The sequence below is a fragment of the Cellvibrio sp. UBA7671 genome, from assembly GCA_002483145.1.
GTDB classification, from domain to species: Bacteria; Pseudomonadota; Gammaproteobacteria; order Pseudomonadales; family Cellvibrionaceae; genus Cellvibrio; species Cellvibrio fibrivorans.
Genome location: DLHJ01000010.1, coordinates 1 through 23,490, shown reverse-complemented (window position 1 = coordinate 23,490; position 23,490 = coordinate 1). Strand labels below are relative to the sequence as shown.

The window sequence follows — 23,490 nt, the reverse complement described above, 5'->3', positions numbered from 1 at the left end:
ATCATAGCAGGCCTAAGATTCGGCTGTTACCTTCTTGTTCCCTTAAAACCCTTTGAAAGTGGACAGCAGAAACAAAAACAGCCCCCCAAACCGCGATTAGGTCACTGCTCGATTGCCCGAAAAGCACCAAATTGATACCATTGCCGCCTTTTTAAGCAGGCACCCTCCAGCCTCATCCCTCTCCCTTCTTTATTGTTTGATTTCCTTACACAGAGAGTTTCTATGTCAGTTGATTTTCGTTCAGCTTCCCTGTCCTTATTGGCCAATCAGGATGAGTTTGTAAATCGTCATATCGGCCCGGACGCCCAACAAACTGCCGCTATGCTGGCAACCCTGGGCGTCCGCTCAGTCAAGGACCTGATCGACAAAACCGTACCGGACAATATCCGCCTGAAAAACGAACTGAATCTGGGCAATGCCGTCAGCGAAGCTGATGCCTTAGCGCAATTGAAGGCTATCGCCAGCAAAAACAAGATCTTCAAAAATTACATCGGCATGGGCTATCACGATACACACGTGCCGCTGGTCGTGCTGCGCAACGTCCTGGAAAACCCCGGTTGGTATACCGCTTACACCCCCTACCAGCCAGAAATTGCCCAAGGTCGTTTAGAGGCATTGCTTAATTATCAGCAAATGATCATCGACCTGACCGGCATGGAAATGGCCAACGCCTCGGTTTTGGACGAAGGTACCGCCGCCGCCGAAGCCATGGCGATGTGCAAACGCCAAAACAAAAAAAGCCGCTCGGACGTGTTTTTTGTGGATGCCGACACCCACCCACAAACCATCGCTGTAGTTAAAACCCGCGCCGAACATTTTGGCTTTGAAGTATTTGTTGCCAAGGCAGATGAACTGGCCAATGGCGACTACTTCGGTGCCCTTCTCTCCTACCCCGGCTCCAGCGGTCAGGTGCGCGATTTAACCGCATTGATTGAAACCGCTCACAACAACAATGCATTGGTGACGGTGGCATCGGATTTGATGGCACTAATGCTGCTCAAATCACCCGGCGTCATGGGTGCTGACGTCGTCGTCGGCACCAGCCAACGCTTCGGTGTACCTATGGGCTTTGGCGGTCCACACGCCGGTTTCTTCGCTTTCCGTGACGCTTACAAGCGCTCCGCTCCCGGTCGCATTATTGGTGTATCTATTGATACACGCGGTAAACAAGCACTGCGTATGGCGATGCAAACCCGCGAGCAACACATCCGCCGCGAAAAGGCCAATTCCAATATTTGTACCTCACAAGTATTGCTCGCAGTAATGAGCGTGTTCTACGCGATTTACCACGGCCCCGACGGATTGAAACGTATCGCTAACCGCATCCATCGTTTAACCGCGATTGCCGCTGCGGCATTAAAAGCCAAAGGTTTCGGCATTACCAACAACCAGTTCTTCGACACTATTACTGTCAATGTTGGCGACAATCAAAAAGCGATTTATCAAGCCGCATTAAATGCAGAAATTAATTTACGTTTGGTGGGCAGCGATTCCTTGGGTATCAGCCTGAATGAAACGACTTCTGCTGCTGACGTGGAAGCTTTACTCGCTGTGTTTGGCGTAACCGGAATTGAACTGACGTCATTCGACGAACAAGTGCTCGCAGGAAAAAATATCACCGCCAACAACGCAATCCCAGCTGATTTGTTGCGCAGCGATGCGGTATTGTCGCATCCGATATTCAACACCTATCACAGCGAAACTGAAATGCTGCGCTATTTAAAGCGTCTGGAATCAAGAGATATCGCGCTCAATAACGCGATGATTCCACTCGGCTCTTGCACCATGAAATTAAATGCAACTGCTGAGATGATTCCCGTCACCTGGCCAGAATTTGGCAAACTGCATCCGTTCGCACCCATCGATCAAGCCGAAGGTTACAAAGCATTATTTGAAGAACTGCAAGAAATGCTCAAAGCCTGTACCGGCTACGATGCTATCAGCCTGCAACCCAACGCCGGTTCACAAGGCGAATACGCAGGCCTCGTGGCGATCAAAAAATATTTTGAAAGCAAAGGCGAAACCCAACGCGATATTTGCTTGATCCCCGCATCAGCGCACGGTACCAATCCCGCATCAGCGCAAATGGTAAGTTACAAAGTAGTAGTGGTCGCCTGCGATAACAAAGGCAATGTCGATCTTGCGGACCTCGCTGAGAAAATCGCCACTTACAATAATCAAATTGCCTGCATCATGGTGACCTACCCATCTACGCACGGCGTGTTTGAAGAAGGCATCACGCAACTCTGCGATATGATCCATGCTATCGGCGGCCAGGTATATATCGACGGTGCCAACATGAACGCACTTGTAGGCGTTGCTGCGCCAGGAAAATTCGGCGGCGACGTATCGCATTTGAATTTGCATAAAACTTTCTGTATCCCACACGGCGGTGGCGGCCCAGGCATGGGGCCAATTGGCGTTGGCAAACATTTGGAACCCTTCCTTGCCGCGCACCCGGTACAAGCGGTTCCAGGCACTGATGTCAGCAACGGTACTATCTCTGCCGCACCTTGGGGCTCTGCCAGTATTCTGCCTATCAGTTGGATGTACATCAAAATGATGGGCGCGGTTGGTATGCGCCAGGCCACTGAATTCGCGATGCTCAATGCAAACTATGTAGCGAAAAAATTGGAAGCTGCTTATCCGATTTTGTACAAAGGCACCAACGGTTTCGTTGCGCACGAATGCTTATTGGATTTGCGTCCATTAAAAGAAGCCAGTGGCATCAGCGAAGAAGATATCGCCAAACGTTTAATGGATTTCGGCTTCCACGCACCGACAATGTCATTTCCCGTCGCGGGCACATTGATGATCGAGCCAACTGAATCTGAATCCAAAATCGAATTGGATAAATTCATTGAAGCCATGCTGATAATCCGCAACGAAATCGAGCAAGTGATCAACGGTGAAATTGCCGCAGAAGCCAGCGCATTGCATAATGCACCGCACACACAAGATGATGTACTGGAAGAAAATTGGACACGCGCTTACTCGCGCGAAGTGGCAGGTCGCCCAGCGCCTTGGTTGAAAAACCACAAGGTATGGCCAACGGTAAACCGTATCGATAATGTGTATGGGGACCGGAATTTGGTGTGCTCATGCCCGAGTATTGCAAGTTACATTGAGTAGTTTTTGTGAATGTAAGGTGTAAGGGCGCGATTTATTGCGCCCTTTTTTATAGCAGCCTTCTTATTTACAGCGCCCTTTTATTTACTTTGCCAGCTCACGCTTAATAACGTATCCATTTTTTTCAAATGCGCAATTAACGGCAATGAAGGCAGGCTGAGCACAGAAAAATACTGCTCAGCCATTGGGGCTATGCCGCAATTTACCGGCAATTGCAGTCGCTGTTCGATTATAAAATACATTCGCGGCAGAAAAATAAACTGCAACCACTGTGGAAAGGTCATGGTGTCTATCGCAAAGGGTTGCTCGCTCATCAAGGCTTCGTCAGAAATCATTTCATCATCCCAGAGCTGCAATTCACGCAGCTCTTTTTCGATATCAATTAAGACTTCAGCAATGGCGATGTGGATATTGTTCATATTGTTATTTATGGATGATATGGGTAAACGGCGGCAGCGAATTTAATATCGCCTTGCCGTAACGCTTGGTAATAATCCGGCGATCCAGCAAACTGATTTTCCCCGTATCGGTTTCAGTGCGCAGCAAACGGCCACAGGCTTGGATTAATTTCAGCGACGCGTCGGGCACCGTAATTTCCATAAAGGCATTGCCGCCACGCGCCTCAATCCATTCCGATAGCGCCGCTTCAATCGGGTCATCCGGCACGGCAAATGGCAATTTGGCAATAATCACGTGCGTGCAATATTTGCCGGGCAAATCCACACCCTCCGCAAAGCTTGCCAAACCAAACAACACACTGCCCTGCCCGTCATCAATCCGCTTCTTGTGTTGCACCAACATTTCCTGCTTGGAATTATCGCCCTGCAATAAAATAATTTCGCGCAATTCTTCCGGCATATCTTCAAATACATCGAGCATTTGTTTGCGCGATGAAAATAGCACCAGCGTGCCCGCATTCGGATCAATTAAATTCGGCAGGTCGTCGATAATCGCCAAGGTATGCACGTCAGCATTGGTGGCTTCAACAGTCGCCGCAGGAATTTCCAGCGTTGCCTGCTGAAAATTAAATGGGCTGGGTACTACTTTATAATTTGCATCATTAGGGGTGCCAGCGCGCATCTGGAAACGATAAAAATTTCCCAGAGCCGTTAAGGTTGCCGAGGTAATTACCACACCGCATGCTTTTTCCCACAAACTGTATTCGAGCGTTTTTGCCGCGAGAATGGGGCTGGAGCAGACTTCCAGATCCATATTGCCGCTGCTATCCACCGGTGTTAGCCAGCGAGCCTTAGGAACAGATGAAGGTGTATCTGGCGTGGCGAAACTTGCCCATAAATCGCGATTGGCATCAGCACGCGCCTGCCAGGCACCAAGTATCGGATAGTGATTTTCCAAATCAATTTTGGGCACAGGGCAATGCGCATCTTCCATTGCCTCATTTAATTCGTCGCACATTTTTTTGAGCAGCTCGCTCAAGCGATCAAAGCCTTTGTATAACTCTACACAGGGAATTAATAAATCCTGGGGTACGACACCATTGTTAAAACGATAATGGGATTGGCGATCATCAAACGCGATAGACTGCGCGAGCTGTTCAAATACTGGATAAAGCTGGTCGAGACGCTGCTTGCAATCGATCAATGCGGCAGGTAGTTGCTCACCGTAGCGATCCACATTACCAGCACCACTGATAACACCGAGCATAGCACCGAGGGATTTGTTGCACTGATCCAACCACTTGCTGGTAGAGATCATGCGGCTGTGGTGCGCAAAGTGATTGAGTGCTTTTTGTGGAAGATGGTGACCTTCATCGAAGACATAAATGGTATCTTCCGGTGCGGGCAAAATCGCACCGCCACCGAGCGCCAAATCGGCAAGCACCAAATCGTGATTGGTGACAATACAATCGACGGAATGCATAGAATCGCGCGCTTTAAAAAAACTGCACGCCGATACATTTGAACAGCGGCGCCCCGTGCACTGGCGATGATCAGTGGTAATAATCTGCCATTCGTTTTGTTCCAGCGCTTGCGGCCAGGTGTCGCGTTCACCTGTCCATTTATTGCCTGCCAACGCATCCATCATCGACTGATACAGTTTAATGCCCTGTGCTGATACGCTCGGAAATTCGTCCTCATAAAGCGCACGCGTGGGATTAATACCGCTTTCATATTCAGCAATAACATTGTCAAGTTTACTCAAACACAGATAGCGTCCGCGGCCTTTGGCCAGCGTAAACGAAAATGACAAGCCGCTATTGCGATGCAATTCGGGTAAATCTTTATTAACAATTTGCTCTTGTAGTGCAACAGTTGCCGTAGAGACGACCAGTTTTTTTCCCAAGGCTTTCGCCATGACAATAGCGGGCAACAAATAGGCGATGGTTTTACCTGTGCCCGTCCCCGCTTCTACAACACAGATATGCCCGCCAGTACGCAGGCCGCCCGCACCCTCAACAATTTCACGGTGATTTTCGTCATCCAATTCGATACTGCCAAGGGTTTTGGCAATTTCGGCAATCATCAATTTTTGGCCGTAGCGGGATTTTAAGCCCTTGTTTTCCAAAAACTGGCTATAAGCACCTTGAATTTGTTTTTTGAGCGCATCAGTCAGCATTAGCGATTTTACTCACCACAGAGTTGGCATAAATTGCCAATGCGATATTTCGCTGATCTCCAGGAATGGCTTTCATACGTACATCAAATTCCATTTTTTCTGTAATAACTTGCGCAGGATCATAGGGAATATTGTTTGCACCGTAATTTACGGCAGGGACTTTTCCATGAAGCATCTCATACGCAATACAATTAGTCGCATGCAGTACATAGTTGCCGAGGATCTGATGATCCAGCGCAGCTACCAATTCATCGGCATCCGCGTAATTGCCATCGAGCACATCACCAAAGGCTAAATGCACATTGCCTTTATTGCCGGCAATGCCCATTGCAATACTTTTGACATCTTCGTGCTCTTCTTTTTGGTAACTGCCTTCGGTGCGCTGCAAATAAAGTTCGCGCGCCTTGGCGGCATCACAGGGGTCCAGCTCATAGGATATAGAGACCGGGACTATGCGCAATTTTCTAATGTAATCAGCCAGCTCTTCGGTTTTCGGTTTGTTAAGCGCAATCATGCCCAACACTGCAGAATTGGTTTTGTCGCAACCGTCTTTGGCGCGGCCTTCACGCTGTGCAATCCAGATGCTGGAGTGCTCATTGCAAATCGAATGGTAGATGTAGCTCGACAAATATTTAGCCGCTTTTAATTTTTCACGCGGTGCTTTAGCGGAGCGATTGACGATAAAACTTTTGTTCAAGCGCATCAAATCTGACACAAACGGTTTGGTCAGCAAATTGTCGCCAATCGCAATGCGCAGAGTATTGCAATCGTTGTGATATAAAACCCAATTCACAAATGCAGGGTCCATAGCGATATCGCGATGATTGCTAATAAATAAATAGGACGTGTGTTTGTCGAGTTTTTCCAAACCGGAAACGGTGAGCGATTTGACGCGGGTATTGATCATGCCCGCCATGTATTTTTCAACCACACCTTGAAAACCTTTGACATCATTGATGCCCGCCAATTGTTGCGCAAGTTTCATGCGCACCAGCGGTTTTAGTAGCCATCCCAACCAGCCATGGAGCCCCGGAAACTTAAGGCGAGTTACCGCATCGGTTAATTCCGGATCAGCCAGCATGCGATCGATTGTTGGACGGACTTCATCGTCGCGGTAAGGACGGATATCATCAAATTCATTCATAGCGGGAGGTCATCACTCGAAGGTCAAACATAGACGTTAAGTCTGGCACAAAACTGCAGGCAGGTTTGTCGACTTGAAATGGCGCTACAGGCTTGGCTTATACCGCCAACCCAGCGAAAATAGGCGCACAAAATACCGAAAAGAGCCGCAAAATGCCACCAAAACCGCTTTTATCCGCCCCCGACACACTCTGCCCCTGCGGCACTCAAAAACCCTTGCGCGACTGCTGTTTGCCCTTTATCAATGGCTCCAACAACCCCCTCACTGCTGAGCAACTGATGCGCTCGCGCTACAGCGCCCACGCGCTATTGGCAATTGATTACTTGTGGGACACATGGAGCCCCGAACAGCGGCTGCGTTCCAGTAAGGACGATATCCTCGCCTGGGCTGAAAGTTGCGATTGGCTGGGTCTGCAAATTCTTGGGACCCAACAAGGCGGCACAAATGATGATACTGGCATAGTGGAATTTATTGCCTTATTCCGTCAGCAAGGGAAAATGCATCAACACCACGAAGTGTCACAATTCAAAAAGATCTTGGGTAAATGGCTTTATGTAGACCACCAGACATAAAGCCGACTCGCATCGTAAGGAACTGTGATACAACCACCGATATGGACAAAAATTCGCCATTCGTCTCGCTATCCATTCGACTCATCGACATTCGCTGCTTACACTGCGCGGCAGGTCATAAACTACAAAAGTAATAAAAACGACTACACTCATTTTGTCTCCCTGAATACAGCGCCTTTTAAGCAAGACTATGAAAATTCTTCTGGTTGAAGATAGTGCCACTCTCCGCTTTGCCATGCGCAATTATATTATTGATGCAGGCCACGAACCTTTGATTGCCCGCAGCGGTGAAGAAGCCCTGCAACTGCTTGAAAATACGCCAGTTGATATGATCATCATGGATGTAGAAATGCCGGGCTTGAACGGTTTTGAAACCACACGCTTGATTCGCGAATGGCTCGCCGGTCACTGGATTCCTATTATTTTTGTCACCGGCTTAAATGAAGATGAAAATTATCGCGAAGGAATTGAAGCTGGTGGCGACGATTATTTAATCAAGCCTGTAAGTTTTATGATCATCAAGGCGAAAATTCGCGCAATGGAACGTATTGCCGAAATGCGCGACCAGCTCAACCAACTCAACGCTGAATTGGAGGCGTTGAGCCAACTCGATAGCCTCACCCAAATTTATAATCGCCGCACATTTAATGAATTGGCGCAGCAGCAGTGGGCGCTGGCCAAACGCCACCAACAACCCATTAGCGCGTTGATGATTGACGTCGATCATTTCAAATTATTCAACGATCACTACGGCCACCCTGCTGGTGATGCCTGTTTGAAAAAAGTAACTCACGCGATAAAAAGTTGTTTGCACCGCAGCTCGGATATTTTAGGGCGCTACGGCGGTGAAGAATTTATTGTGCTATTGCCCGAGACCGATGCCAAAGGTGCTATGCGCGTTGCACAGGCAATTAGCGAGGCCTTGGAAAATATCCAGATCCGCCATGACGTTTCGCCCTCCAGCACCTATGTAACAGCCAGCATCGGTGGCGCTACCTGTTTGCGGACTACCGGCCATGATTTGGAAGAATTAATTAAAAATGCCGACCGTGCGCTCTACAAAGCAAAACGTGCGGGGCGCAACCGCAGTTGGATTGATGAAGTTGCCACCCACAAGACGTTATTGTTGGCCGATACCGACCAGGAATTGCTGCGTCACTTTAGCGCGCACCTGCAACCACATTTCAATTTATTGACAGCTGAATCGCAAAAAGAATGTTTGGAGCTAGCGGTAGATTTGCACCCGGATTTAATTTTACTCGGCACCAATATCGCCAACACTGAAGCGGGAATGGAGTTATGCAAAATACTGGCCCGCACACCCAAAACGGCAGCTATTTCAATCGCGTTGGTCAGCAGCTCGTCCAATAGCAGCGATGTGGAAATCGGCAAAAAACTCGGCATAGCTAACAGTTTTGATAAAAGCCTGAGCGCTCCTGCACTGTTAAATAAAATTATCCAGGTTATTCACTGACTAATTTTCCATTCCGTTTTTAAAAAATATTCCCTGATATAAAAAAATCCGCTTGTGTCGCCACAAGCGGATTTTTTATTGAAGACAAATAAACTTGCTTAACAATCAATTCGAACGCAATCAATTCGAGCGCAATGAATTATACCAATTCACCTCGCGCGAAAATTTATCTACCTGATCCGCCACATCCAACACCAGCGCAAATAACGCCATGCGCACTAATACGCCGTTATCGGTTTGGCGGAAAATCGCGAGGTTGGGGTTTGCATTCAAATCGTTATCCAACTCATTGGCATCGGCGCGCGAATCGCGCGGCAGTGGATGCATAATCACTGTATTAGGTTCGCAGTATTGGGTGTAGATCGATTGGTTCAAGCGGAAGCGTCCGCGATATTGGTCGGCCTCTTCCTTGCTCGCAAAGCGCTCCTCCTGAATACGGGTGGAGTATGCGATATCGATATTGCTAATGCTGGAGTGCAATTCATCAGTAACCGTGACATGGTGGCCTGCCGCGCGCAGATCTTCCACAATGTATTCCGGCATCGCCAATTCTTTGGGCGATACCAGGGTCACGCTGATATTGCTAAACACACACAGGAGTTTGCACAGTGAATGTACCGTGCGGCCGTGTTTTAAATCGCCAATCATGGCGATACGCAAATTATCAATTGTGCGATTTTTGGAGCGCAATTCTTTGCGGATGGTGTACAAATCCAACAGCGCCTGGGTCGGATGTTCGTTGGCACCATCGCCGCCATTAATGACGGGAACGCGGCTGCCTTCAGCAAATTCTGCCACCGATCCCGCCTGCGGATGGCGCATACAAATCACATCGCTATAACCCGAGAGCACGCGCGCGGTATCAAACAGGGATTCACCTTTGGTGAGCGACGAACTTTCAAACCCGGTGGTCTCACGCACATTGCCGCCCAACAGGTTAAATGCCGAACCAAAACTCACCCGCGTACGCGTGCTCGGTTCAAAAAACATATTGCCCAGGATCGCCCCCTCCAATACCCGCGTCACCTTGCGGCGCAGGGCGTAAGGTTCCATGGCATCAGCCACGTCAAAAATGCGCTGGATATCAGCACGTTCAAATTGTTTGATGGAGAGAATATGCGCGCCGGTAAAGTTCACAAGAATTCCTTAGCGGAGACCGCTGGCCAGGAAAGGCAATAGCCTGAAAGAGTACGAGGTAAAACGGGCGCCATTTTAGCGGCAGTGCGGCTGGGATACCAACGCCATCGGAGAAAAACTTAATGCCAATCCAACAACATCAATAACCAGCCAAATAGCCAACTCAATGGACAGGAATCAAACTGACCAGCGCGGTATCGGCGCGACGCTCTTTGGTGGGTAGAGAAGGCGCGAGCCGCTCCAATGCTGCCTGCGCAGTAGCGCGATAGGTCGTTAACTTCCCCCCCATAACGGATAGCACACGCGGCTGGGCTTCATTATCCACGGCAAACATCACCTCGCGCGGGCGCGCAAACGCATTTTTATCGCTCTTGGGCAGCACACGCAGGCCAGCAAAGGTTTCAATCGCACCTGACACAGGAAGAGCAAGTTGTGGGAAATAATGGCGGAGGGTTGCGAGGAGATAGTCACGCTCGTCCGGTGAACAAACTGCCCGCTCTGGCGCACCGGTAAATACCCGTTCAGTAGTACCCACCAGCAAACGCCCCTCCCATGGCAGAACAAAGACGGCGCGCTTATCCTGCGGCGCCTCCAGGTAAAAATACTGGTCCAACACTGGCGGCAGCAATAAATGACTGCCCTGTACCAGTTCGATTGATGGCGATACCAATGCGGGCTTGATGCGCGCCAACACCTCACCCGCCCAAGGACCCGCGCAATTGACCAATACCCGGCAGCTGATTGACTCATGGCCGGTGGCAGTTTCTATTTCGACTTTACAGCACTGGCCATTGCGCTCAGCGCCGACAAACCGCGCAGGCATCAACAAATCAGCCCCTAATACCACAGCCGATTGCAAGACTGAACGGGTCAGCGCGGCATCATCTGTCTGGGCTTCGTAATAGCGGAATACGGCTTTGAGATTATCCTGGCGCAACCCCGCCAAGGTTTTCCATTCGTCTCTACCCAATTGGGTAAACAGCGACTCTTTATGCAAACCTGCGAGCAAAGCATAAAGACTAAGCCCGGTGCGGATCGTCAATCCCGAGCGGGTTGAATCCTGATAGACAGGAATATGCAAAGGGCGCAACTTCACCAGCTCCGGTGCCAAACGCAACAACAACGCCCGCTCGCGCAAACTCTCGCGCACCAGCCCGAATTGCGCCGTCTCCAAATAGCGCAAACCACCGTGAATTAATTTGGACGATTTACTCGATGTACCTGCTGCCGGCGCCGTTTGCTCCACCACCAAAACCGAATAGCCAGCAGCGGCTGCCGCCTGTGCAACACCAGCCCCCTGAATCCCCGCCCCAATGACGACAATGTCATATTTCATTCTTGTTATTCCGCATGAAAGACAGGGGAAGTATAGGACAGGAATGTAAAAATGTTCGACGGGTCAGGTTGTTGTTTTTACCCACGCAACGCCGCCTCAATTCTGGCAACATCGATTTTTTTCATTTGCATCATTGCATTAAAAACACGTTTGGCGACCGCCGGGTCCGGATCAGCTATACCTTGGCTGAGCACCACCGGCGTAATCTGCCATGACAACCCCCACTTATCCTTGCACCATCCACACTCGCTCTCTACGCCCCCGTTATCGACAATCGCGTTCCAATAGCGATCGGTTTCAGCCTGGTCAGCCGTTGCGACTTGAAAAGAAAACGCCTCACTGTGCTTGAAAGTATCGCCACCATTAAGACCCAGGCATGGGATTCCCATTACCGTAAATTCCACCGTTAATACATCGCCTTGTTTTCCCGAGGGATAATCACCCGGTGCACGAAGTACCGCACCGACGGAAGAATCAGGAAATGTTTCGGCGTAAAACCGCGCTGCATCTTCAGCGTCATCAACATACCAACGACAAATTCTATTTTTTACGTGCGTAGTCATATCAATTCTCCGTTATGAAACTTTAATGCTCGCCACAGCGAACCCTATAACAACCTCGATTAATGAACCGTGCGGTAAATCACCCAGACATTCTACTACTGGCGAACCCAATAACTTTGTGCAGAATCAAACGGCAAAAGTAGGCGCGCTAGATTACAATCCCCGTTCGAAACTTACAGATGTCTCACACGGGCAGATATTCTTTACGTTTCAATATCCCTGCATTTTGCTACACAACATCCGGTGGAAAATTTGGTCAAGCGTTCGGGAGACATCGCAGTCGTAAAACGTTATCTGCCCTGGTTAGTAGCGATCGCACTGTTCATGGAACATTTGAACGCGACCATCCTCAACACCGCCGTGCCGGCCATCGCCGCCAGTTTTTCTGTCACCCCCCTGAGCCTTAAAGCGGTTGTAAGCTGTTATGTGCTAAGCCTCGCGGTGGGAATTCCGGTGAGCGGCTGGATGGCCGACCGCTTCGGCACCCGGCGTGTATTTGCAGCAGCCGTTGGTATATTCACCCTCGCATCCATTCTCTGCAGCTTGTCGCAGAATGTACCCATGCTGGTTGCTGCACGAATTTTACAAGGCATAGGCGCCGCGATGATGTTACCCGTCGGCAGGCTCGCCATAGTGCGCACTTTTCCGAAATCCGAATTATTAGCCGCGATGAATTTTGTGATCATTCCCGCGCTAATTGGCCCCCTGCTCGGCCCCACCATTGGCGGACTCATTGTGCATTGGTTGCCGTGGCAAATTATTTTTTTAGTTAATGTGCCAGTGGGTGTGATTGCGCTCTGGTTGATTCACCGCCATATGCCGGATTACCGCGCCGATAATCCACCGCCTCTGGATATTATTGGCTGTGTGTTATTCGGTTGCGGAATTGCATTGCTGTCGTGGGTGCTGGAAATTTTCGGCGAACATTATTTGAATGCAACACTGACCGGTATTTTAGTCGCATTATCCTTCGCGCTATTGGCAGCTTATGGCTGGCATGCGCGCCAACATCTGCATCCACTGCTGCAACTTTCATTATTTAAAACCAGAACATTTCGCGTTGCCGTAGCAGGCGGATTTATCACTCGACTTGGATTAGGTGGCATGCCATTTTTATTGCCGCTGCTATATCAAGTCGGGTTGGGATACCCCGCATGGCAATCCGGTTTATTGCTAATGCCCGCCGCAGCGGCAGCAATGTTTATGAAAGTGATTTCGATCCGCCTGCTAAAACAATTCGGTTACCGCTCAGTGTTAATTATCAACACACTCTTGATCGGCATCACCATTATGTTATTCGCCACTGTCGATAGTGAGACTGCGCTTGGCTGGATAGTCGCAATCAGCCTCGCTCAAGGTTTGTTTAATTCGCTGCAATATTCCAGCATGAATTCCATGGCCTATGCCGACATGTCATCCGAACAAGCCAGCATGGCCGCCACCATCGCCAGTTCATTACAACAATTATCCGTCAGCTTCGGGCTGGCATTCGCATCCATTATTGCAGCTTTATATCTCGGCGATTTACCGCAATCAAACAGCGCCGCCGTTACCAGCGCATTGCACCACGCATTCATCACGCTTGGCTGCCTGACAATTATTTCATCGCTGTCGTTCTGGTCGCTGCATAAAGATGATGGTGACAATATTAGTCGCGGTGTAGGCCCGGCTGATCGGGTGACTTAAAAACGATATTCAATTTCGCGATTAAATATCAAACATAGGGGCGCCGCTTGCTGCGCTCCTATATTTATTCGTGCAGGGTGTTGGTGGTTTGCCGAAGTTTTTATTGAAATGCAGGAGTTTTGTGAGAAGAGGATTGGGTAGGTTTTTTTGAGGGCGGTCGGGAGACCGCCTTCGGCCAATACCAGACGTTCGAGCCTTTCGGATAAATGAAGCAAAAATTCCCGAAAGCGGACTTTAGGCCATTATGAAAACAAGATAGACGCATAAAATAGACCAGAAAAATTCAACAGCCTTTACGTGCGCAGAGAGTAAGTTTTTTATTTATTGGGATATCAATCAACAGAGACACTTGGGATTAATAAGCTAATGCAGAAGGCGAGGACAAGCTCCGAATTGGGAACTTTTGCAATTAAAAATGCACCTAGGCAATCTCTGCCTAGGTGCATCTCAAAAGGTCAACCTGGCTGCCAAGTTGCAGCCAATACTGGTTGTAATTGGTCTTTAATTTCTTGGGACAAGACAGCCCCAACTCCGACCGGCGGTGCAAATGCAGCCATTGCATTTACAAGCTGATCAACCTTGCTATTCAATAGCGTTGCAGAATCCACCTCGATTTTATCGAGTCGATATAATGCACCCGAATACCAATTACTGACATTTACTTTATCGGTTGAACTAACCCTACTAATGACTAGGTCATTACCAGTGCGAGTAAACCATAAGTCTTCGACCGACGCATTGCTAAAGTGCGCAATATCTATACTCGAAGTATTGCTGTCGTAATTGCTAATCCTGTCTTGGCCAAATACACCACCGAAAATATAGGTGTCACTACCAGCATCACCACTGAGCGTATCGTTGCCTTCACCACCGTCCAGTTGATCCAGACCATCTCCACCACTCAGATTGTCGTGACCCAATCCACCCAACAAGATGTCATTGCCACCATAACCATTGAGGTTGTCATTGCCGCCCAGACCATCGATCAGATTGGTCTGATCTGTACCATAAAGCGCGGTATTGTTGGCATCCGTGGCTCCCATTACAGCTACGGTGTAACTGTTGAGCAATGTATCCAACACCATGACTTCTCCAGCAATTTCCACTTCTTCTACTTTGTAAATGTTGCCAGAGAAATAGCTGCTAATGGTGAGCTGATCGGCGTTGCCAATGCTCATTACTAGACTATCGCCACTGCGGGCAAAGCTGATGTTGTCACGGGTAATTCCCGCACCAAACACCACGCGGTCTTTTATACCTGCCGTTGGATCGTAGTCGCTAACAGTGTCCTGACCATCACCCAAGTTGAAGAGATAGGTATCAGCGCCATAATTACCATTCAAGCTATCTTTGCCCAGACCGCCTTTCAGGATGTCGCTACCGGCACCCCCGTCCAAAGTATCATCACCCAGACCACCTTCCAGAACATCATTACCCACTTCACCGTTGAGGGCATCGTTACCGTCACCGCCATCCAACTGATCATTATCAGCACCACCGTAAAGCAAGTCATTACCCAAGCCACCCAGCAGGGTGTCATCTCCACCATGACCGATGAGGTAGTCAATACCACCCAAACCATTGATCAAGTTTTTCTGATCAGTGCCATTAAGTGTATTATTTGCATCTGTTGCTCCTAGCACACCCACGGTGTAGCCATTGAGCAAGGAGTCCAACACAACGACTTCTCCTGCAATTTCCACTTCTTCTACTTTGTAAATGTTGTTAGAGAAATAGCTGCTAATGGTGATCTGATCGGCATTACCAATGCTCATTACTAGACTGTCGCCACTGCGGGCAAAGCTGATGTTGTCACGGGTAATTCCAGCACCAAACACTACTCGATCGTTAATACCTGCCGTTGGATCATAGTTGCTAATAGTGTCCTGACCATCGCCGAGGCTGAACAAGTAGGTATCAGCGCCTAGGCCACCGTCGAGACTATCTTTACCCAAATCACCTTTCAGGATGTCGCTACCCGCACCGCCATTCAAACTGTCGTCGCCAGAACCACCACCCAGAACATCGTTACCGGCCTCTCCAAGTAGAGTATCAGTACCGTCACCTCCGTCCAGTTGGTCATTGTCGTTACCACCATTGAGGAAATCATTACCTAATCCGCCCAGTAGAGTGTCATCACCACCATAACCGTGAAGGTTATCATTGCCCCCCAAACCATCAATCAGGTTCTTCTCTTCAGTTCCATTGAGAGCCGAGTTATTGGCATCTGTTGCTCCCAACACACCTACGGCATAGCTGTTGATTAAGGTATCCAGCACCACCACTTCGCCGGCGATCTCTACCTCTTCAACTTTGGAGGAGTTACCGGAGTAATGATTGATGAAGGTGATTTGGTCACCGGTATTACCAATGACCATCACTAAAGAATTGACATTACGGGAAAAGCTTATGTTGTCACGGGTAATACCTGCTCCTAGCACTATGCGGTCCCTGATGTTGGCTGTCGTGTCGTAATCACTAATGGTGTCCTGGCCATCTCCTAGGTTAAACACGTATGTATCTGCACCATCGCCACCTTCGAGACTATCTTTACCCAAGCTACCATTCAGAATGTCATTACCGTTTTCACCTTTGAGCGTGTCATCACCTTCACCACCCTCCAATTGATCAACACCATCACCTCCGGCGAGCAAGTCATCACCTGAACCACCCAATAAGGTGTCGTCGCCACCAGCACCGTAGAGGTAATCATTACCACCCAGTCCATTGATCAGGTTCTTCTGACCTGTACCATTAAGTGAGTTATTTGCATCCGTTGCTCCCAGCACACCTACGGTATAGCCGTTGAGCAAGCTGTCCAATACCAAGACCTCTCCAGCTATCTCTACCTCTTCTACTTTGTGGTTATTAGTTAAGTAGTAGCTGTTAATAGTTATTTGGTCATCGGCATTTCCGATTAGTATCACCAGATTATTACCGCTACGAGCAAAACTAATGTTGTCACGAGTGATTCCCTCGCCAAGCACAACACGGTCTTTGATATTTGCAGTCACATCAACATCAAAGATAGTATCTTGTCCATCGCCCAGATTGAATAAATAGCTATCGGTACCAGTTCCACCAACGAGGTCATCATTACCAATACCACCAGACAAGGTGTCATCGCCTGAGCCACTGTTAATATAGTCATCTCGAGAATCACCATAAAGAAAGTCATTGCCCGCTGTGCTTGATATGACATGAGATTTTATAAAGTCAAAGTTCCACTCTGCACCACTTTCAAACCGTACTTTGGTAATCGTGTCTGGTGCTAAATTATTCCCAGAGAAATAATTTGGTATGGAAACAGATTCACCTGTAGATACAATAATTAGCCGCAACTCACTACTGTAACGCATCAATTTGATTTCGGAAGGATCAATTCCTTCTTTGAACACGAGAACATCTTCCCTGCTGACAGTCGCGTCGCTGTTGTTGATCACATCACGTCCATCACCTTTTGTGAAAAAATAAAGATCATCGCCTTTGCTACCTGACAACGTATCATTACCCGAGCCACCACGTAGACTGTCATTCCCCACACCGCCATTAAGGCTATCATTACCGAGATCGCCCAGTAGCAAATCATCTCCGGTACCGCCGTAAAGAGTATCTGCACCCGCCTCTCCGTTTAAAGTATCACTACCAGCATAGCCTTGTATTTCATCATCACCGATGCCACCCGAAAGGGTATCTGTTGCTTCGTAACCTAAGATGACATCATTTTCATTGGTTGGCACAGTGAGCAACTGTCTGACAACCGCAGGGGTCCACACAGTACCGTCAGCAAAACGTATTTCATCAAGCTTATGAGTTCCTTCAGCATCTAAACCCTCTTCATTTTTGGTAAAATATTGCGCAATCCTTACACTATCTCCGGTGTCATTAATAATAAGTATGAGGTCATCACCTACGCTATCTACATCGGGGACATAAACCAAATTCGAATTGAGACTTTGACCATTTGCCTCATGGTTATCGCCGTAGGTATCATTGCGATATATAGTGATATCCGATGGCAAAACACCTCCGAGAAATTGAAGAACATCGGTCCGTTCACCGGGCTGAGAACGTATATGGACAATCACGTCCTGCCCATAACCACGGTTGAATAAATAGGTTTTACTGCCGTTAGGGTCATCCGTAGGAGCCCCGAGATAACTCGTATCATTCCCTGAACCAGCGTCGATTACATCATTGCCTGACCCAATTAAAAAAGTGTCATCACCATCTCCGCCAATCAGCAAATCATCTCCAGCACCATCGTAGAGTGTGTCATTGCCCGCACCACCATCTAACGTATCATTCCCCTCTTCGGTTAGGCCGATATAGCCGGTAGCGAACGCATCGGCGGGAGAGAACTCAATCTGAGAACCTAAAATATCGTTACCAATTCCGCCTTTGAGGTGATCATTGCCCAAGCCACCATGTATTTCATCATTCCCATCCAGTCCACTAACTACATCATCCAAATCACCGCCATAAAGAAAATCATTGCCCAAGGTTCCCAAACCCGACATAGACTTTAACTCATCTTCTAACCACACACTTCCGTCAGCAAAACGCACTTCTTCTATCTGAGAAATGCCGCCAGGATAAAATTGATTGAAAATCGTTAGTTGATCATCTGTTCCCGATATAGCGAGAATAAGTTGGTATTTGCCCGATCCAGCATCAAGCGGCCGACGTTTAACCTCTACATCCCCTGGTGCAATATCCGCAGCAAAAATCACTACGTCTTTATCACCTAAAAAATCAGACTCGAAAATTGAGTCTTGGCCATAACCTCGACCAAAAATATAGGTATCCTCCCCCTTTCCGCCCATCAACATGTCTGCGTTTGCGCCGCCATCAAGCGTATCATCATCATCACCTCCATGCAGATGGTCAGTTCCTGCACCACCGAATAGCTGATCATTACCGGCCCAACCAGTTAATTCATCATTGCCTCGCTCTCCAAATATTTGATCACTGCCGTCATCACCGCGCACGTAATCATCGCCATCTCCTGCGTAAATTGAATCATCTCCCTGCGCACCACGAATCTCATCTTTAAAGACTCCTCCCACCAAGATTTCTGGATTGCTTGTGCCTAGAATGGTCGTGCGGGTAACTGACGAGGGAGGTTTCTGGTTGGCAATTTCAGCCTGTAAGGCTGTAAGAGAATATTCAACACCCGCTATCTCAACGACAAATGTGCCGTAAAGTAAAACACGATCATGAGCGCTGTAACTAAAGTCCCAATAGCTACCCGCTCCGCTTAAGTCCATTGACAGGATAGACACGCCGGAAAGAACAACACGATTCACGCCTTCCGAATCGTGAATCGTCGAATTAAATTCCCAATCATCACCATAATTGAAATAATAAACGTCATTGCCTGCGCCTCCACGCAGTGCATCACGTCCCGTACCTCCGGTTAATACATCATCACCGGCTCCACCATCGAGCTCATCATTGCCAACCCCACCATCAAGAGAATCGTTACCGCCACCGCCCAACAGAGTGTCACCACCACTCAACCCTAATAAGATGTTGGCAGCGTCATTACCCTTTAACAGGTTCGCTTCGCTATTTCCTTGTCCATCTATCGCGAGACTCCCTGTTAATGTTAAATCCTCAACTGCATCACTCAATTTAAAACTTACACTACTTTGAACGATGTCATGACCACCAAAGTTAGCTTCAACAACAACGTCTGCAACATCATCAACAATGTAGCGATCATCACCTAAGCCGCCCTCAAGTTTATCAGCACCGAGACCACCATCTAGCACATCACTTCCACCCATGCCTTGTAGGGTGTCGTTCCCCGCCATGCCATACAGAGCGTCGTCACCATCAGCTCCGATTAAAACATTATCACCTGCTAAAACTTCATTTGCCTCGTCATCTATTGCGCCGCCTGTAGAACCGTCTAACGCTAAAATACGACTCTCAATATCGATCTGGCGCCAACGTTGACCATTAGCAAATTCAATATAATCAATTTTATTATCTGAAATTGTTGAATAATAATTTTTAAGCGTGATGCTATCGATGGAGATATTGGTGAGTTTCTCTGTTTGGCGGCCATAATTTTTAAGTGTGTTGCTATCGCGGGAGGTGCTGTTAAATTTTGCAGCATTTCGAAAAGTCTTGTTGAGCATGATGCTATCGTTGGCGGCAATATTAATAACAATATCGTCACCACTACGATGTACAGATACATCTGACTCATTAATACCTAAACCTAAACGCAATACATCTTGCGTTATAGCACTATCGACGGCCGCATTATTGATACTATCGTTACCATCACCTCTGTCAAATACATAAGTATCAGAGCCTTGGCCGCCACTGATTACATCATCACCGCCATGACCGGCAATTTCCTCATTGCTATCATTTCCTTCTAGAAGGTCTACTTGATCAGTTCCCGCAATAAAAGTAGGCACACTATTCCCTGGAGCATTCGGGTTTCCATTGGTATCCTCATTTAACTCAGCCAATACATTAAATAAATCCGTCAATGTATATTGCACACCGCCGACTCGCACAAAAAATTGTCCATTAAGCTGCAAGTGATCGTTGGCAGAATAACTAAGCAACCAACCACTTCCATTTCGCTTAAGATCCATATCGCCAAGCGCAGCGTCATTCAGTGCCACAAGGTTAGAAGCACTACTGTCGGTTACTTCACTCGTCAAGCCGGCGTCATCACCAACAGAGAATCTATAAGTGTCGAAGCCTATGCCTCCATTCATTGTGTCACGCCCTTTTCCACCAATTAACGTGTCGTCACCGCCTCCACCATAAAGTGAATCGTTTCCGCTTCCACCGTCAATCCAATCATCTCCTTCTAAAGAAGAAGGCATCGACACAAAATCATCACCATAAACAACATCATCGCCGTCACCGGCATAGATCACATCCGCCCCTGTTTGCCCGGCAACCCAGTCATTCTGATTACCCGCAAAAATAGTATCGTTACCACCATTTTCTACACGCCGCTGAGTAAGGCTGCGATCACGCTTCACCGCTGGAGTGAAAACAAAATCTTTTCCCGATGTATCAATAGTGAAATCAAATGCGTTATGCAGTTTGCGATTGAGCGTCTCTGCAACTTCCGCATCAATTAACGGATTATAGTTGCTGTCTAAATTATGCAGCGCACCATAAGCGCGAGAATTGTTGTTGACACTCGGTGCGTCTAGGGCCAAAAAACTGTAATCGCCATCGCCTAAAATAATATCGTCACCGTCACCGCCAACAATATAATCTTTATCAGCACCGCCATTTAGCATATCCCTACGCTTGGAACCAAAAATTTCATCGTCACCCTCACCACCCAGTAACCAGTCGCCTTGCTTCAGCAACTCTGCACCAAGAATTGGTTCACCACTACCAGCCACATCAGTGCCATTTTCACCATAAATTTTGTCATTCCCTACACCACCGTTAAGCAGATCGTTACCCTCCCCACCAAACAACATATCTTTTTCTTGATCTGCTAGCGCGATACCATTTACTAATATGGCATTACCATTTTCATCACGAGCCGTACCTGTTGAGCCACCCAGAACGTAATCATTCCCCGAGTCACCATATACTGTGTCATTACCTAAGCCGGCATTAGCAACATCATAGCCCTCACCCAGCTTTATGTTGTCATCGCCATTATTGGCGTTCACCAAATCACGCCCTTTACCGGTATCAATCACATCGCTAACAGCACTGCCATGGACTTCGTCGTAACGACCATTTGCAATAGTATCCAACTCAAGGCGAATTGGAGTAGGAGCCGTCGCACTTGAAAACTCCAACCCAAGAACGTTGGGCTGTAAGGGTACATTTTTAATCAATATAGTCCCTTCAGATGTGCGATCCGTAACCAATAAATCTCGCTGATCGCTACCTGCATCCGAAATCAACTGATACCTAAAACGCCCATCAGTAGATTCCCAATAGCTAGCATCACTGGATTGGGTATTATCATCCGTTATGCTGACACCGCCCTTTAAAATGACACCGTCAATTACAATATTTCCATTTCCATCATTATCCCAAACAACATCATTTCCGAAGTTTGATTCAAAGACATAGGTGTCGTATCCTTTGTCATCAAACAGTAGGTCATTTCCTTGCCCTCCACTTTGTACATCTCCCCCAGTACCACCAAATAAAATATCGTCACCATCTTCGCCATACAAATAGTCATCGCCACCTGACGCATCTAATATGTTATTTTTATCATTGCCATATAACTTATCTTTATCTTGCGAGCCAGAAACCTCTTGATCGTCCGAAATGTCCGCGTATGGATTTACATAAACATACAGATATTCGGGACGCTGAGCTTGTGTTGATACAACAGATGTTTCTACAAGTCTTTCTAGGTTTTCTGGTGAGTTATCTCGCAAAACTTCTTCATGTATATCAACCAACATTCTGTCAAACCACTCATCTGTAAAGCCAAATAGAGTGCCCTTGTGGGAGTTACCAAGTGAATCTATAACCTCATAAGTAAAAGGCCTTAAACCGGGTTCAGGTTCAGAATTAGGTTCAGAATCAAAATCAGGAAATTCAAATGTACTGGGGTCAACCGTTGGGTGGGTCTTCACCATATTAGGTGCACCAGCTACACCGCCAATTGCAACTTCAAAATGCAAATGCGGCCCAGTAGCATCCCCTGTTTTTCCTGTAAGCCCCACTGTCTGACCCGCCTTAACGTCATTGGGGTCATCAAATGAGGGTTTTTCTTTTAGATGCGCGTACCAGGTATGGACTATTTGTCCATTAATCAAATGCTCTAAAATCACCAAATTCCCATATCCATAGAAATCTGCATTCCACACGACTTTGCCCGCTGCAGCTGCCGGAATCGGTGTACCAATTGGGGCAGACCAATCATCGCCTCTATGTGGTTTAATTACTTTTTTAATTGGGTGAAATCTTTTTGGATCCCATGGGCTCTCGCGTGTAAATTCAGGTCCTGGATTGTATGTACTAGGCATTCGATAACTCCCTTAGAAGATTAATTTAATCACAAGTAATGTTTGTTCTTTTGTCATCCGAGCTAGATTTTTCCACTACCGGCTTATCTAATTTTTCATCAGGTGGATATACCAAATGAAAACCATTAACAAATAATTTACCAACCTTAACCTTTACACTTTCTACATCCTCATCAATTTCAATATCAACAACAGGAAAACGATTTGGAATAGTAATTTTTAATACCTTCATTCCGTAGTAATACTCTTCAACATCATATACGACATAGTCATCATCAATGTATGACGGGGTTTTTCCTATAAAAAATGGATGGATGGATCTTTTCAAATTTTTATCATAATAGAGATCAAACCCAGAGCATGTTTTCATACCCTCCAACATAACCTCGAATTCTGACAATTCATTATTATTTGTAGTCGCAGAATCTTTTGAATCGACCTCAGAAAAAGCAAATACAGAGAAAATCAAAAACATAAAAACAAAAACCACTTTAGACATAAAACCTCCAACTAAACATTTAGTTAAATTTCAAACCTCTATTAAAACCAACTCAATCAATCAACTCGCGCACCCACAACTCCTGTTTTGGCAAGCATATCGTTTTTAATTCATACTGTCGTACAATAAACCCTCTCGCTATTTCACCTAATCGCTGCCTCTCTTTTGGATTTCTTAATAAATAACTCACTTGCTGTGCAATTGCATTTACATCAAAAAAATCCACCAACAAACCCGTTTCATTATGCTTAATCACTTCCCGCACCGGCGCCGTATCACTCGCCACAATCGCACAACCGACACTCATTGCCTCCAGCAAACTCCAACTCAACACAAAGGGGTAAGTCAGGTACACATGCACGGTGGACAATTGTAAT

13 protein-coding genes are annotated in these 23,490 nt (G+C 47.3%); 4 read left to right on the top strand and 9 right to left on the bottom strand.

Annotated elements, in window-relative coordinates:
- The first annotated feature begins 222 nt into the window (after nt 1–222).
- Nucleotides 223–3,132: an aminomethyl-transferring glycine dehydrogenase gene (gene gcvP / locus B4E62_RS08175; RefSeq protein WP_331351728.1), complete on the top strand. Its 2,910-nt coding sequence runs from the start codon at nt 223–225 to the stop codon at nt 3,130–3,132.
- A gap of 77 nt (nt 3,133–3,209) precedes the next feature.
- Here the strand turns inward: gcvP and B4E62_RS08170 are convergent, their stop codons facing one another.
- Genes B4E62_RS08170 through B4E62_RS08160 form a run of 3 tightly spaced genes read right to left on the bottom strand, consistent with a single transcriptional unit; the run spans nt 3,210 to nt 6,850 of the window.
- The gene (locus B4E62_RS08170; protein WP_310072506.1) at nt 3,210–3,548 is read right to left on the bottom strand and encodes a YqcC family protein; all 339 of its coding nucleotides are present in this window, start codon (nt 3,546–3,548) and stop codon (nt 3,210–3,212) included.
- A 4-nt stretch (nt 3,549–3,552) separates the two neighbouring features.
- Complete coding sequence (gene dinG / locus B4E62_RS08165) at nt 3,553–5,706, bottom strand: ATP-dependent DNA helicase DinG (protein ID WP_310072505.1); 2,154 nt, start codon at nt 5,704–5,706, stop codon at nt 3,553–3,555.
- Complete coding sequence (locus B4E62_RS08160; protein WP_331351727.1) at nt 5,696–6,850, bottom strand: 1-acyl-sn-glycerol-3-phosphate acyltransferase; 1,155 nt, start codon at nt 6,848–6,850, stop codon at nt 5,696–5,698. Before B4E62_RS08160 ends, dinG begins: the two co-directional genes overlap by 11 nt.
- A gap of 152 nt (nt 6,851–7,002) precedes the next feature.
- Here B4E62_RS08160 and B4E62_RS08155 point away from each other — a divergent pair, with 152 nt between their 5' ends.
- Nucleotides 7,003–7,422 carry a YchJ family protein gene (locus B4E62_RS08155; protein WP_310072501.1) on the top strand — a complete coding sequence of 140 codons (420 nt, stop codon included), beginning with the start codon at nt 7,003–7,005 and terminating at the stop codon, nt 7,420–7,422.
- A 190-nt stretch (nt 7,423–7,612) separates the two neighbouring features.
- Nucleotides 7,613–8,896 carry a diguanylate cyclase gene (locus B4E62_RS08150; protein WP_310072500.1) on the top strand — a complete coding sequence of 428 codons (1,284 nt, stop codon included), beginning with the start codon at nt 7,613–7,615 and terminating at the stop codon, nt 8,894–8,896.
- Between the two features lie 120 nt (nt 8,897–9,016).
- Here the strand turns inward: B4E62_RS08150 and B4E62_RS08145 are convergent, their stop codons facing one another.
- From B4E62_RS08145 to B4E62_RS08135, 3 genes are all read right to left on the bottom strand, one after another.
- Nucleotides 9,017–10,033, bottom strand: coding sequence for an aspartate carbamoyltransferase (locus B4E62_RS08145; protein ID WP_310072498.1), 1,017 nt, complete (start codon nt 10,031–10,033; stop codon nt 9,017–9,019).
- Nucleotides 10,034–10,196: 163 nt separating this feature from the next.
- Entirely contained in the window at nt 10,197–11,369 is a 1,173-nt protein-coding gene (locus B4E62_RS08140) for a glycerol-3-phosphate dehydrogenase/oxidase (protein WP_331351726.1), read from the bottom strand.
- Nucleotides 11,370–11,446: 77 nt separating this feature from the next.
- A complete protein-coding gene (locus tag B4E62_RS08135) occupies nt 11,447–11,932 on the bottom strand; it encodes a VOC family protein (RefSeq protein WP_331351725.1) in 486 nt (161 codons plus the stop codon).
- Between the two features lie 252 nt (nt 11,933–12,184).
- Between B4E62_RS08135 and B4E62_RS08130 the strand changes: the two genes are divergently transcribed.
- Nucleotides 12,185–13,618 carry a DHA2 family efflux MFS transporter permease subunit gene (locus B4E62_RS08130; RefSeq protein ID WP_331351724.1) on the top strand — a complete coding sequence of 478 codons (1,434 nt, stop codon included), beginning with the start codon at nt 12,185–12,187 and terminating at the stop codon, nt 13,616–13,618.
- 455 nt (nt 13,619–14,073) lie between these two features.
- Here the strand turns inward: B4E62_RS08130 and B4E62_RS08125 are convergent, their stop codons facing one another.
- The 3 genes from B4E62_RS08125 to B4E62_RS08115 form a co-directional block, all read right to left on the bottom strand.
- A complete protein-coding gene (locus B4E62_RS08125) occupies nt 14,074–22,614 on the bottom strand; it encodes a calcium-binding protein (RefSeq protein WP_331351723.1) in 8,541 nt (2,846 codons plus the stop codon).
- A gap of 25 nt (nt 22,615–22,639) precedes the next feature.
- Nucleotides 22,640–23,113 carry a hypothetical protein gene (locus tag B4E62_RS08120; protein ID WP_331351722.1) on the bottom strand — a complete coding sequence of 158 codons (474 nt, stop codon included), beginning with the start codon at nt 23,111–23,113 and terminating at the stop codon, nt 22,640–22,642.
- Between the two features lie 52 nt (nt 23,114–23,165).
- Nucleotides 23,166–23,490: glycosyltransferase (locus B4E62_RS08115; RefSeq protein ID WP_331351721.1), on the bottom strand; the 325-nt coding region annotated here is incomplete at its 5' end.

Bases quoted from the DNA above. Each gene is read 5' to 3' on its own strand.
- gcvP (WP_331351728.1), top strand. From the start codon at position 223: ATGTCAGTTGATTTTCGTTCAGCTTCCCTGTCCTTATTGGCCAATCAG.
- B4E62_RS08170 (WP_310072506.1), bottom strand. From the start codon at position 3,548: ATGAACAATATCCACATCGCCATTGCTGAAGTCTTAATTGATATCGAA.
- dinG (WP_310072505.1), bottom strand. From the start codon at position 5,706: ATGCTGACTGATGCGCTCAAAAAACAAATTCAAGGTGCTTATAGCCAG.
- B4E62_RS08160 (WP_331351727.1), bottom strand. From the start codon at position 6,850: ATGAATGAATTTGATGATATCCGTCCTTACCGCGACGATGAAGTCCGT.
- B4E62_RS08155 (WP_310072501.1), top strand. From the start codon at position 7,003: ATGCCACCAAAACCGCTTTTATCCGCCCCCGACACACTCTGCCCCTGC.
- B4E62_RS08150 (WP_310072500.1), top strand. From the start codon at position 7,613: ATGAAAATTCTTCTGGTTGAAGATAGTGCCACTCTCCGCTTTGCCATG.
- B4E62_RS08140 (WP_331351726.1), bottom strand. From the start codon at position 11,369: ATGAAATATGACATTGTCGTCATTGGGGCGGGGATTCAGGGGGCTGGT.
- B4E62_RS08135 (WP_331351725.1), bottom strand. From the start codon at position 11,932: ATGACTACGCACGTAAAAAATAGAATTTGTCGTTGGTATGTTGATGAC.
- B4E62_RS08125 (WP_331351723.1), bottom strand. From the start codon at position 22,614: ATGCCTAGTACATACAATCCAGGACCTGAATTTACACGCGAGAGCCCA.
- B4E62_RS08120 (WP_331351722.1), bottom strand. From the start codon at position 23,113: ATGTCTAAAGTGGTTTTTGTTTTTATGTTTTTGATTTTCTCTGTATTT.